This is a genomic window from Paraburkholderia sediminicola (assembly GCF_046026895.1).
GTDB classification, from domain to species: domain Bacteria; phylum Pseudomonadota; class Gammaproteobacteria; order Burkholderiales; family Burkholderiaceae; genus Paraburkholderia; species Paraburkholderia sediminicola_C.
The window spans coordinates 72,526-85,759 of record NZ_JAQQEU010000015.1; the positions used below are offsets into that span (position 1 = coordinate 72,526).

Genomic DNA, 13,234 nt, shown 5'->3' on the forward strand with positions numbered 1-13,234 from the left:
GTTCCGGCGCTCCCGCTCGGACAAACCGCTTCGGCTACCCCGCCGGATGAGCAACAACCCAAGTCACGGGAAGCACGCACCGGCCGCCGCGTCGCTTGCAGCACTTACCGCCCACCGCCGCCCCACCACTGCAAGCCATGTGCAAGCCTCCTGGGCGTAGAATGCCGCCTTCCCAAACACCATTCGCAACTGCTTCGCGAACCGAGCCCGCCTCATGAACAAACCGCCGCGCAAGAAGAACCCGACCTTTGGTATCGCCGTCTTCATCGTGGTCGCGATCCTGGTGGTGATTGCCACGCTGTTCTACAACGCGATCCGGGAAAAGCACGAGTTCGAAAGCCAGAACGCGCAGGCGCCGTCGATTTCATCCGAAGCTGCGGCAGCGGCGACGGCCGTGAAGCCCGCAAGTGGCGCGGCGCAGTAACCCGGCGCGTGGGCGTCGGCGAGATGCGTCGTACCGGCTGATCTTAAGAGCCGCGCTGACACCGCACGACGCCGCACGCCACGCAGCGCTCACCCGCACACCGCCGCGCCGCACGCCCTGAGCGCTTCACATCACTCTTCCGGCAACCGGATCACACTCGCATCCTTGCGGATCAGCGCCGCCGCAGCCAGCATCTGCTTGCACTGATGGGCGAGCAGTTTCATGTCGTGCACCGCATCCGCCGAATACTCCGGCGACTTCTCCGTTTCGACCACCATCGCATCGAGTTCGCGGCTCAGCAGTTTGATCTGCTCGGCATGGTCGACGGGCAACGGGGTGCCGGCTTCGGCTTCGGTGAGATTGTCGCGCACGACGCTCAGCACGCGTTGCAGCGGCTGTAGCGATACATCTTCGGCTTGCTGTTGTTGCTGCGCGGAAGTGCGCAGCAAAGGCGCGGCCGCGGTGATCTGCGAAGCGAGCACGTGACTGCGCACCAGCAGGCCGTTCAGCTCAGGCACGAACATCTGCGCGGACTTCGGTTCTAGCATCATCCGCTGAAACGCCTGGCCCAGATTGGCGAACGCCACGTGCACGTTCTTGCGCGCGAGCCGGTAGCGGTAGTCGCGGTCGAGCGCGACCGCGGCGGCCACGGCCGCAGCGGATGCGCCGGCCGCCGGCTTGGTGGTCGTAATGCTGACCGCCGGGGCGCTGGCGCCCGCGTTGGTGTCCGCAAGCGGCCGGATCGTGCCGTTGCTGGCCGCCGCGGCGATCTCAGCGCCACCACTGCCGCCACCGCCAGCTGTCGCCAACGCGGCTGCCCCGAACCCGATTGCCGGATCGGCCATCGCCGCGGCCGGGGCACGCGCGCCGGCTTCCGTTACCGCGGCCACCACCGCGGCGGCCGGCTTGCCGCTCCACCACCAGCTCGCTTCCAGATACTGCCGCGTCGCATTGATCATGGTGTTGACGAGCTTGCCCATCAACCGGTATTCCCAGTAGGGGAACAGATGGCTTGCCGCGATCGCGATCGCGCAGCCCACCACCGTGTCGATCGCGCGTTCGCCGATGATGCGCATGCTGCCCGGCGCGAGCAGATGAAACAGCAACAGCACATACGACGAGGTGAACACCACGCTCGCCGTGTAGTTGAACAGGAGCAGGCTGTAGCTCATCACCATCGACGCGAACATCGCCACCATCAGGATGTGCGGCTCCTTGACGAAGATGATCAGCGCGATGCTCGCCGCGCAGCCGATCAGCGTGCCGACGATCCGCTGCCCGTTGCGCTGTTTGGTGAGCGAATAGCCGGGCTTCAGGATGATGACGGTGGTCATCACAATCCAGTACGCGTTGGTGAGCGGCAGCAGGCGCCCCAGCCAGAAGCCCACCGCGACCGCGATCGTCACGCGCAACGCATGACGGAAGCTCGGCGAGGCCATCGTCAGGTTCGAGAGGATTTGCCCGAACGGCACGCGGCGGCTCGATACGAAGCGGCTGAGCGCCTGGTCGATGCGCAATTCGGTTTCGGTCGCGCTGGGTTCGCTCGACAGGCTCTTGCGCATCTTGTCGATCAGCCGCGTGGCGCTCCAGATGCGCCGGAAGCTGGACGACACCGCCGAATAGGCCTCGGGGTTCTGGGCCGGCATCTCCTGCTTGCGCATCAGCTCGATTTCGAACTCGATCGCACGCAATTCCGCCTTGACGTTCACGCGTCTGCGCGGCGCCTGGTTCTGCAGCACCGCGAGCCCGATCTCCTCGAGGTCCTCGGCGGCCTTGCGAATCAGGTCGCGATAGAACACCAGCAGATCGGAGCCGCCGAACGTGGTGCGCACCAGCGAGTAATCCGTGTGCGCGCCGACGAACAGCTCGTGCAGGTCGACGGTGTTGATGAACAGATTGAACAGCATCGCGCGGCGCGGTTCGAGCTTGCCGCGCTTGAGCTTGGGCAGATTACGCAGCACGATGTCGCGCGCGGCGTCCTGACGCTCCACCGCGGCGATCTGCTTGTCGACCAGCACGCGATAGCACTCGTCCAGATCGTTGTCGAGATCGTAGAACGCGGCGCGCGCGAGCAGATAGTCGGCGCACGCGAACACGCTTTCGGCGAGCGCCTGCTGCTCGATCCGATGCAGCATCCAGCGGCTGACGAAAGTCGACCAGTAGGTGTACCAGAGACCGCCCAGCAGAATCCATGACGCGTTGACGAGCGCCTGCATCGGCGTGAAGTGCTCCTCCAGCGTCATGATCATCATGAACAGCGTGGCGAAGCTGATCTGCGGCCAACGGTTGCCGTACACGACGATCAGCGACAGCACGAAGGTGAGCGGCACGACCGTGCACCACAGCGCGATCGGGTTGACCGTGGCGAGGCCGGTGGCGAGCGCGGACAGAAAGCCGATCACCGTGCAGGCCAGCATTTCGTTGTGCTTGTACTTCAGCGGGCCCGGCATGTCGACGACGCACGCGCCGAGCGCGCCGGTGGCGATCGTGAAGCCCAGTTCACGATTGTGAAATACGATCAGGCACAGTAACGCCGGTAACGACACGCCGACCGCGATGCGCAGGCCGCCATAAAAGTACTGGCTGTAAAGGAATTTTTTTATCTCAACCGAATAGCGCATCGACTACCTGACTTCCATTCACTGAGCAAACCGCGATTGAAGGGACGGACCCAAACTGCCGTCGAGTCTAACTGATTTTGTGGGCGATCTGACCTCATCCGTTTGGCCAGGTTATGCCCTGGGAGCGCGTTTGTTATGCTGTCGCTTCACTGTCTGACGCGGCACGCACGTTGCGTTCGCACCGCGCGCCTCATCCGGAATCCATGCTCCAGCTCTTCTATTCGAACCGTTACGAAACGCTGGTCGGCGCATTGCTCGACGACCTGGCGCAGGCGCCCTCCGATCCGTGGACCGCGCAGCCCGTAATCGTCCCCAGCGCGGCGGTGCGGCGGCGGCTCGAACTCGATATCGCCGCGCGCCAGGGCATTTGCGCGAACGTCGATTTCGGCTATCTCGCGCAATGGCTGTGGGCACAGATCGGTCGCGTGATCGAGGTGCCGAGGCATTCGCCGTTTGCGCCGGACCGCCTCGTGTGGCGTTGCTACCGGCTGCTGGGGGAGGCGGACGACGCGCTGCCATGGAATGCATCGCCGCGTCTGCGCACCTATCTCGACGCCGCGGACGCCTCGATGCGCTACGAACTGGCGCGCCGCGTGGCGACCGTGCTCGACCACTATCTGACGTATCGCCCGGAATGGCTGCTGCAATGGCAGAAGGGCGGTTCGATCTTCGCGAGCGGCGCGGCGCACGACACCGGCCCGCGTCTGGTTGGCGCGAGCGAGGCGGCGCGCGAGGACGAACGCTGGCAGGCGGCGCTGTGGCGCGCGGTGCTCGCCGAAGTGGCGGACGTCGCGGGAAATGCGCAAACGTCCGCTGCCGCGTTGCCGCCGGCCTATCGCTTTCTGGACGAAATCGGCACGCTCGACCTCGAGGCGATTTCGCAAGCGCAGTGGCCCGAAGGGGTCAGCGTATTCGCACTGCCGACCATGCCGCCCCTGCACGTCGCGTTGCTGCGTGCGCTGTCGCGCTGGGTCGACGTGCGTCTGTACGTGATGAACCCGTGCCGCGAGTTCTGGTTCGACGTCGTCAGCGAGGGGCGCGTGCAGGCGCTCGACGCCGCCGGGCAACTCGACTATCAGGAAGTGGGCCATCCGTTGCTCGCCGAATGGGGCCGTCAGACTCAGGCGCAGCTGCACATGCTGCATGAACTGACGGAGAGCGCCGCGTCCAGAGAGACCGGCGATTTCACCGAAAACCCTGAACCGAGCTGGCTGGCCGCCGTGCAGAACGGCATCCTCGATTTGCGCGAGGGTGCGGATGCCGATGAACTGCCGGTCGAGCGAGGCATCGAGGTTCACGTATGCCATAGCCTGTCGCGGCAGCTCGAAGTGCTGCACGACCGCCTGCTTGGCTGGTTCGACGAGTTCGACGATCTGCAGCCTTCCGACGTGCTGGTCGCCGTCTCCGATCTCGCGGCGGCCGGTCCGCTGATCGACGCGGTGTTCGGCACCACGCTCGCCGGCGACACGCGCCGCATTCCCTATCGGATCACCGGCTTGCCGCCGTCGCAGGCCAATCCGGTCGCGCGTCTGCTGCTCGACTGGCTTGCGTTGCCCGAGCGCAGCGTGGGCGCCCCGGACCTGATCGAGTGGCTGCGGGTCGACGCGATCGCCGTGCGTTACGGCATCGACGCGAACTCGCTCGAAGCCGCGCAGGAATGGCTTGCGGCAGCCGGCGCACGGCGCGGACTCGCGCCGCTCGAACCCACGGGCGAACATGTGCCGGTGGCCCGTCACACGTTCGCGGATGCGCTCACGCGGCTGTACCTTGGCTATGCGATGCCCGAGGGCGGCGAACCGGTCGATGCTTGGTTGCCGGTCGAAGGCGCGGGCGGCTCGGACGCCGAATTGCTCGGCCGCCTGTCCCGCTTCGTCGACGACATCGACACCTTCGCGGCGCGCTGCGCGGTCGAACAGACGCCGGCCGAATGGTCGCGTCTGCTGCTCGACACGCTGGCGCAGTGCTTCGACGGCGGCGTCGAGTTTGCCGAAACGCTGGCCGCCGTGCGCGACGCGGTCGACAAGATGAGCGATGCGATGCATGCCGGCGCCGAGAACGTCATGCTGCCCGCCGCGGTCGTGCGCGGCGCGCTCACCGAAGCGCTCGACGACCCGGCGCGCGGCGGCGTGCCATGGGGCAGTGTGACGTTTTCGTCGCTCACCAGCTTGCGCGGTTTGCCGTATCGGATCGTGTGCCTGCTCGGCATGGACGACGGCGTGTTGCCGAGTCTCGCGCGCGCCGATGAATTCGACCTGATGGCCGCGTTCGGCAAGGCCGGCGACCGCCAGCGGCGCGACGACGAGCGCAATCTGTTCCTCGACCTGCTGCTGGCCGCGCGCGACCGGCTCTTCATCGCGTACACGGGCCGCAGCATTCGCGATAACGCGCCGCTGCCGCCGGCCGCGCTGGTCGACGAACTGCTCGACTACCTCGCGCAGGTGTCGGCGGGCGAGCACGCGAGTCCCGCCGAGGTGGAGCATGCGCGTCATGCGTTCATCGTCGAGCATCCGTTGCAGGCGTTCGCGTCCGACTACTTCTCCGCGCAGCGCGAATTGTTCAGCTACGACGCCGATCGCGCGGAACTGGCGACGCTGCTCGCCGCCCCGCAGCATCCCGCCGCCGCACCGTTCTTCGATCAGCCGTTGCCGGCGGAACACGCGTCGCCCGTCGCGTTCGACGAATTCGTGCGCTTCTGGCGTCATCCGGCACGGGCGCTGCTGCGCGATCGCCTCGGCATCGTGCTGTCGGATGCGCAAGGCGAATTGCTCGACACCGAGCCGTTCGAACTGGACTACGCGGGGCGCGATGCATTGGCCGATCGTCTGCTGCCCGTGTTGCTCGACACCGGCGCCGAAGAAGATGACGGCGTGCTGTTCGAGCGCGTGCGCCGCGTTGCGGCCGCGAGTCCCGAGTTGCCGGGCGGCGCCACCGGCGCGGTATGGCGTGCGCGCGAACTCGGCGCAATGCGCCAGCTCGCCGCGAGCGTGCGCCGCGAAGTGGCCTCGGGCGTCGAGCGTTTGCCGTTCGTGCTCGACATCGCGCCGCGCTGGCCCGACAGCGCGGATATCGCCGGCGCGCTGTTCGGTCCGCACGACGCGGCGCTGCGCGAGGCCGCCGAAACGCCGCTGCAATTGCACGGCACATTGAATTTGCTGACCGGAACCGGACAAGTGATTTTTCGTTACGCCAAAGCGACCGCGCGCGACTACCTGTCGGCCTGGCTCGCGCATCTGGTCTATTGCGCCGCGCGGCCGGACGGGCCGCGACGCACCGTGTGGCACGGCAGCGGCGAGAGCTTCGAGCTCTCGCCGGTTGCCGCTCCGCTCGACGAACTCGCTGCGCTCGCCGCGCTGTTCAAGGCCGGCCGCAGGCTGCCGCTGCGCTTCTTTCCGAAGAGCGCGTGGACGCGCGTCAGCGAAAGCGATTCGGCGGCGCAGAGTGTCTGGATCAACGATCGCGTGCGCAGTGAATCCGACGACCCCGCGTTGCGCATCGCACTGCGCGGCACGCCGCTCACGCTCGACGAACCGTTCGGCAGTCTCGCGTCGATCGTGTTCAAGCCGCTCGTCCAGCACCTGCGGAGGGCGTCATGAGCGGCGCCGTGCGCAGTGCCGCGCTGGTCGCGGACGAACTCGACGTCTTTGCGTGTTCGCTCGACGGCGTCAATCAGATCGAGGCGTCGGCGGGGACCGGCAAGACCTGGAACATCTGCGCGCTGTACGTGCGGCTGCTGCTCGAAAAGAACCTGAACGCGGATCAGATCCTGGTCGTCACGTTCACGAAGGCGGCGACCGCGGAATTGCACGAACGCATTCGCGGGCGCCTCGCGGAACTGCATCGCGCGATCGAGATAGACGACGACGGCGGCGATCCGTTCATCCAGCGTCTCTTTGAAACGACGCTCGCGCCGCAGCGCGGCATCGAGCGCGAGGACGCGCTGAAGGTGGTGCGCCGCGCGCTGCGCACGTTCGATCAGGCCGCGATCCACACGATTCACGCGTTCTGTCAGCGCGCGTTGCAGGAAGCACCGTTCGCCGCCGCGATGCCGTTCGCGTTCGAGATGGAAGCCGACGACGCCGCGCTGCGCTTCGAAATGGCCGCCGATTTCTGGCGCGAGCAGGTGGAGCCCGTGGCCCATGCGCATCCCGCGTTCGCCGCGTGGCTGGTGGCCAAACGCGCGGGCCCCGCTTCACTCGACGAGCAACTCGCGCGGCGTCTGAAAAAGCCGTTGGCGCGGTTGCGCTGGGGCGTGCTCGATGCGAACGGCGGCAGCGCCGATCCGCGCCTGGACTTCGATGCCGCGTGCGCGCTGTGGCACGCGCAGCGCGATGCGATCGTCGATCTGCTCGCGCAGGCGCAGGAGCGGCTGAGCAAGACCACGCACAAGCACGAACACGTGAGCGCCGCGATCGCCGCGTGGACCGACTACTTCGCGCAGGGCGACTGGTATGCGCCGCCGCCGAAGGCCGCGCTGAGGCTGACGGTGTCGGCATTGAAGAAGGCCACCAAGGTCAAGTTCGAACCGCCGGAACATTCGTTCTTCGAGCATGCCGAGGCGCTCGCGGCCGCCGTGGTCGCGTCCGAAGCCGCGCAGCGCGCGCGCTGGCTCGAACTCGTGCAGACGTGGCTCGACTACGCGCCCGCCGAACTCGCCGCGCGCAAGCGCACGCGCCGGGTAGTCTCGTTCGACGACCTGCTGTCGAATCTGTATCGCGCGCTCGCCGCTCACCCTTGGCTTGCCGAGGCTTTGCGCACGCGCTATCCGGCCGCGCTGATCGACGAGTTTCAGGATACCGATCCACTGCAGTTCGCGATCTTCAGCCGGATCTTCGCGCCGGCTGGGCCGCTGTTTCTGGTCGGCGATCCGAAGCAGGCGATATACAGTTTTCGCGCGGCGGATCTGCACACCTATCTGGCGGCGCGCGCGGCGGCGTCCGCGCGCTACACGCTGGCGGTCAATCAGCGCTCGACCGCGCCGATCGTCGAGGCTTGCAACCGGCTGTTCAAAGCCAATCCCGATGCATTCGTGCTCGAAGGGCTCGACTATCAGCCGGTGCGCGCCGGCGAGCGGCGCCGGCCGCCGTTCGCCGATCCCGGCGCGGATGCGGGCGATTTCCGCGTCTGGACCCTGCCGCAAGGCGACGCCGCGTTGCCCAAGCGCGACGCGCAGCGCGAAGCGAGCGAAGCGTGTGCGGCCGAGATCGTGCGTCTATTGCGTGGGGCGCGCGCAGGCACGGTGACGATCGGCGACGTGCCGCTCGCGCCGGGCAACATTGCGGTGCTGGTGCAAACGCACAAGCAGGGCAGTCTGATCAAACGCGTGCTGGCGGCGTGGGGCGTCGGCAGCGTGGAGCTGGCGCAGGCATCGGTGTTCGCGACGCTCGACGCCGAGCAGATCGAGCGCGTTCTGGCCGCCGTCGATACCCCCGGCGATCTGCGCCGTCTGCGCGCGGCGCTGGCAACCGACTGGCTCGGTCTCGACGCCGCCGCGCTGTGGCGTCTGGAGCAGGCCGCCGACGCGCCTCCGTGCGCCGACGACCCCGCGCACGCGGCCGACGCGATGGGCTGGGTCGAGCGTTTTTCGCGCTATCGCACGTTGTGGCACGAGCGCGGCTTCGCGGTGATGTGGCGCACGCTGATGCGCGAGCTGCGGGTCGCGCAACGGCTCGTCGCCGGACCGGACGGCGAGCGCCGTTTGACCAACGTGAACCATCTCGCCGAACTGGTGCAGGCGCGTGCCGCGACGCAGCCGGGCATCGCGCCGACCTTGCGCTGGCTCGCCGCGCAACGCGCGCAGGGCGGCGGGGAGGACGCGCAGTTGCGGCTCGAATCGGACCGCAACCTCGTGCAGATCGTCACCGTGCACAAGTCGAAGGGGCTCGAGTACGCGGTGGTGTTCTGTCCGTTTCTGAACGACGGCGGCTTGCGCGAGCCGCCGTCATCCGGCTTGCCCGACGCGCGGGAGTACCACGACGAAACCGGCGAGGCGGTGCTCCATTACGGTTGCGACGACGAAGAGGCCGAGCGCGCGTCGCGTTACGCAGTGCGCGAGCAGGCTGCGGAGCGCGCGCGGCTCGTCTATGTGGCGCTGACTCGCGCGGTGTATCGCTGCTATCTGGTCGCGGGCACCTATCTGTCGTCGCGCTCGACCAAAGAATCGCGCCGCAGCGTGCTGAACTGGCTGGTGGGCGGCGGCGGTCACAGCTTCGACGAGTGGCTCGCCGAGCCGCCCGACGAGGCTGAGTTGTCCGCGCGCTGGCAGGCGCTCGCGGGCGGCCCGCTCACGCTGCAGGCGCTGCCGCAAGTGGGGCGCCGCACGCCGTTGGACAACCTTCAGGACCACGGCGCGCAGATGCAGGCGCGAGTCAATCGCAGGCCGTTGCGCGATCAGTGGCGCATGGCGAGCTTCAGCGGCCTGATCGCGGCCGGCGGCAAAAACGGGGAGGCGCGCACGCCGGTGGAGGACGTGCGGCCCGATCACGATGAGATCGCCGATGCGCTTGGGTCCGCGTCCGTGGCCGCGCCCGCGCCGCCAACACCGTCGCATGTGGAGGACGACATCCTCGCGTTCCCGCGCGGCGCGGCTGCGGGCGACTGTTTGCACCGCATGTTCGAGCTTGCGGATTTCACCGATCCGCGCACATGGTCCGATGCGATCCGTGGCGCGCTGCACGAGCGGCCGGCGCCGGCCGCGCCCGAACTCGCCGCGCGTCTGCCCGCGATGATGCACAACCTGATCGCCGATGTGGTGGGCACCGAACTCGTGCCCGGCATGGCGCTGGCGCGGCTCGATCCGCGTCGGCGCCTGAACGAACTCGAGTTTCTGTTTGCTGCGCCGTCGCTCGATTTCCCCGCGTTGCGCGAACTGCTGATCGAACACGGCTATTCCGACGTCGCGCTTGAGCCCGGCGTGTTGCGCGGCTTCATCAAAGGATTTATCGACATGATCGTCGAGCACGAGGGACGCTTCTGGATCGTCGACTGGAAGTCGAACCATCTGGGCGAGAACGCCGCCGACTATGCCGCGGCGCCGCTCGAAGCAGCCATGGCGAGCCACGCGTATCACCTGCAGGCGCTGCTTTATACGGTCGCGCTGCATCGCTACCTGAAAACGCGGGTGCGCGATTACGCGTACGACACGCATATCGGTGGCTATCTGTATCTGTTCGTGCGTGGCGTGCGTCCTCATTGGCGCGATGCCGATGGCCCGGCCGGCGTGCATATGCGGCGGCCCGCGTTCGAACTCGTGGCGCTGCTCGACGCGGCGATGATCGGAGGCGTCGCATGAGCACGTTCGAACAGAGCCTCTCGGCGCCGCCCGAACTCGACGACATCGGCGTGAATCTGCCCGCGCCAGCCGACTTCAGTCTCGCGCTCGCCGAAGGTTTCGCGCGCCGCATCGGTACGCTCGCGCGGCGCAGCGGGGCATCGGCCGAAGCGGCGAAGTGGGCGGCGCGAGGCGCGTTTGCCGCGAGTCGCGCGACGGCCGAGGGCCATGTGTGCGTGCCCCTTGCCGTGCTCGCGCGACGCTTCGAGGCAGCGAGCGCCGAGGTGCGCGCGGCGTTGCTGGCGAGCGGCATGGCCAGCGATGGGTCTCCGAGTGCTGCGGCGTTGCGGCCGCTGGTGATCGACGGCCAGGGCCGGTTGTATCTGGCGCGGTACTACGACCACGAGCGGCGTCTGGCTCGCGCGCTGGTCGCGCATGCTCGTGAGCGCGATACATCGGAGCGGGCCGATCTCGACGCTGACGCCCAAACACTCCGTACGCGCGTGCTGCACTATTTCGGCCCGCCGAAAGACGACGAGGTCGACTGGCAACGTGTCGCGGCAGTCATGGCGCTGTCGGGGCGCCTGACGATCGTCAGCGGTGGACCAGGCACCGGCAAAACCACCACCGTGGTCGGCGTGCTTGCCTGCCTGCTCGATGCCCGCGCCGATTTGCGGATCGCCCTCGCGGCACCCACCGGCAAAGCCGCGCAACGAATGCAGGAAGCGCTGCTCGCGCGCGCCAGCGCTTTGCCGCCCGAACTCGCCGCGCGTTTGCCGCAGACTTCGTACACCTTGCATCGTCTGCTCGGCTCCGGGCCGGGAGGGCGTTTCCGTCATCATCGCGACAATCCGCTTCCGTACGATGTGGTCGTGATCGACGAGGCGTCGATGATCGACGTCGCGATGGCCGCGCATCTGCTCGATGCGATCGCACCCCAGACGCGTCTCGTGATGCTCGGCGACAAGGACCAGCTCGCCGCCGTCGAAGCGGGCGCGGTATTCGCCGAACTCAGCGCGCGGCCCGCCTTCACGCCGGGCGGCGTGCAGCGGATCGCGCGGGCGCTCGGCATCGAAGAGGCACGGCTCGCGCGGGCCTTGCCGCGCGAGTCGCCCGACTTCGACGAAAAGTCGGCGGATTTTTTCGCGCCGATCGAAGCGCCGGACGATTTCGATACCCCACCCGATGATCTATTCCCGCATGCCGCGCAGCCGGACGAGTTCGATCGACCACCCGCGGGCGACCTGTTCGGGGGCACCGAGCCGCTCGATGAGACGAACGCGGCGCGATCATCTTCGTCGCGGGCTCGCTCAGCGGCGTCGGCAAGCGATGCTGAGGGCCCGCTTGCCGACCGCGTCGTCTGGCTCGAGCGCAACTACCGGTTCGGTCTCGAGTCGCCGATCGGCCGTTTGTCGCTCGCAATCCGCGCCGGCTCGGCGAGCGCGGCGCTCGGCGTCCTCCAGGCCGATCCTGCCGAAGCGTGCCCGGCGGCACTGTACGAAGATGCGCACGCGACGCTGGCCGAGCGCACCGTCACGCGGCTTGCCGAAGGCTTCGCGCCTTATGCCGACGCGCTCCTTGCGGCGCTCGCAGCCGACACGCCGGACCCGTTACCGCTGTTCGACGCATTGAACCGCTTCCGCATCTTGTGCGCGACCCGTTCCGGCCCGCGTGGCGTCGATCAGGTGAATGCAACGATGGCCGCCCAGGTGCGGCGCGCCGCCGGTGTGACGCTGGCGGTCGGCGCGCAATGGTTCGCGGGGCGTCCGGTGATGGTGTCGCGTAACGATTACGCGCTGGGTCTTTTCAACGGCGACATCGGTATCGCGCTGCCCGGTGCGAGCGGTGCGTTGCGCGTGTATTTCCGGACCGGCGACGGCGGTCTGCGGGCGGTGTCGCCCGCAGCGCTGCCGCCTCACGACACCGCTTTCGCCTTGACGGTTCACAAGTCGCAAGGCTCGGAATTCGAGCACGCGGTGCTGATGCTGCCGTCGGCGTTCAGCAGGGTCTTGTCGCGCGAACTCGTGTACACGGCGATCACGCGGGCGCGCGAGCGGGTGGAGGTGATCGGCGCGCGCAGTGTGCTGGCGCAGGCGATCGCGACGCCGACTCAGCGTGATTCGGGGCTAGCCGCGCGGATCGCGGAAGCGTGGAGGCGCGCTGGGTAGTGGCGTGATGGTGGCGAGCGTGGTGCCTGTATTCAACTCACGATCCCATCCGCCTGCACGCGCGCGTCGACGCGATTGCGCATCGTTTTCCGATACCACAGCGTCCACAGCGCCAGCCCGACGTAGATGCCATAGCCGATGAACGGCGACACCACCAGGAAGCGCTCGATCGGCCACGTGAGCGCCATCCACGCGCGCAGCGCGGTTTCGCAGGTCAGGCCGGCGCCCCATACCAGCGTCATCAGCCGCATCGACGAGGCAAGGCGCGGCCGCTCACGCCACAGCGCTTCGAAATGCGCGGCGCCGCCTTCCATTTCGCGGGCGACGGTGGCGCGCGCGAGATAGAAGATGAGCGGCCGGCGCATCGGCAGCGACAGCAGAAACACCACGCCGATCGCGCCGGACACCAGCGACTCGCGCAACAGCAGCATCCGTGGACTGCCGCCGAGCGCCATTGCCGCGATGGACAGTACGATGCCCGCGACCACCATCACGCTGAGCGCGTCGACGCGGCGAAAGCGCGCCAGTTCGATGAGGCTCCAGACGATCGGCGGCACGGCGGAAGCGATCAGCGCGCCGGTCTCGCCGAGACGCGGCAACGCGAGCCGGTAAGCGAGCCATGGCAGCAGAAAATTGACGGCCAGTTCGGCGACGAATCCAGGACGAAGCTTCATATGAATTTACGCTGTAAGCGAATAGCGCAGTATTGACGAGGCCGCCTTGGCAATGCAAGTAGTTTCTGCCATCGGCCGGC

6 protein-coding genes are annotated in these 13,234 nt (G+C 67.7%); 4 read left to right on the top strand and 2 right to left on the bottom strand.

Annotated elements, in window-relative coordinates; genetic code table 11:
• Positions 1 to 214 precede the first annotated feature (214 nt).
• Positions 215 to 424, top strand: a complete 210-nt coding sequence (locus tag PQR02_RS13485; RefSeq protein ID WP_408231052.1) for a hypothetical protein — start codon at positions 215 to 217, stop codon at positions 422 to 424.
• A gap of 131 nt (positions 425 to 555) precedes the next feature.
• Here PQR02_RS13485 and PQR02_RS13490 read toward each other — a convergent pair whose 3' ends face one another.
• Positions 556 to 3,045, bottom strand: coding sequence for an FUSC family protein (locus PQR02_RS13490; RefSeq protein WP_408231055.1), 2,490 nt, complete (start codon positions 3,043 to 3,045; stop codon positions 556 to 558).
• 203 nt (positions 3,046 to 3,248) lie between these two features.
• Between PQR02_RS13490 and recC the strand changes: the two genes are divergently transcribed.
• From recC to PQR02_RS13505, 3 genes are read left to right on the top strand one after another with little or no spacing between them, the layout of a single operon-like run.
• Positions 3,249 to 6,638, top strand: coding sequence for an exodeoxyribonuclease V subunit gamma (recC, locus tag PQR02_RS13495; RefSeq protein WP_408231058.1), 3,390 nt, complete (start codon positions 3,249 to 3,251; stop codon positions 6,636 to 6,638).
• Positions 6,635 to 10,333 carry an exodeoxyribonuclease V subunit beta gene (recB, locus tag PQR02_RS13500; RefSeq protein WP_408231061.1) on the top strand — a complete coding sequence of 1,233 codons (3,699 nt, stop codon included), beginning with the start codon at positions 6,635 to 6,637 and terminating at the stop codon, positions 10,331 to 10,333. The genes recC and recB overlap by 4 nt, the downstream gene beginning before the upstream one ends.
• Positions 10,330 to 12,480 (top strand): AAA family ATPase, encoded by a 2,151-nt coding sequence (locus tag PQR02_RS13505; protein ID WP_408231064.1) that lies wholly within the window; start codon positions 10,330 to 10,332, stop codon positions 12,478 to 12,480. Before recB ends, PQR02_RS13505 begins: the two co-directional genes overlap by 4 nt.
• A gap of 32 nt (positions 12,481 to 12,512) precedes the next feature.
• Here PQR02_RS13505 and PQR02_RS13510 read toward each other — a convergent pair whose 3' ends face one another.
• Complete coding sequence (locus PQR02_RS13510; RefSeq protein ID WP_408231067.1) at positions 12,513 to 13,154, bottom strand: VC0807 family protein; 642 nt, start codon at positions 13,152 to 13,154, stop codon at positions 12,513 to 12,515.
• Positions 13,155 to 13,234: the final 80 nt, after the last annotated feature.

Bases quoted from the DNA above. Each gene is read 5' to 3' on its own strand.
- PQR02_RS13485 (WP_408231052.1), top strand. From the start codon at position 215: ATGAACAAACCGCCGCGCAAGAAGAACCCGACCTTTGGTATCGCCGTC.
- PQR02_RS13505 (WP_408231064.1), top strand. From the start codon at position 10,330: ATGAGCACGTTCGAACAGAGCCTCTCGGCGCCGCCCGAACTCGACGAC.
- recB (WP_408231061.1), top strand. From the start codon at position 6,635: ATGAGCGGCGCCGTGCGCAGTGCCGCGCTGGTCGCGGACGAACTCGAC.
- recC (WP_408231058.1), top strand. From the start codon at position 3,249: ATGCTCCAGCTCTTCTATTCGAACCGTTACGAAACGCTGGTCGGCGCA.
- PQR02_RS13490 (WP_408231055.1), bottom strand. From the start codon at position 3,045: ATGCGCTATTCGGTTGAGATAAAAAAATTCCTTTACAGCCAGTACTTT.
- PQR02_RS13510 (WP_408231067.1), bottom strand. From the start codon at position 13,154: ATGAAGCTTCGTCCTGGATTCGTCGCCGAACTGGCCGTCAATTTTCTG.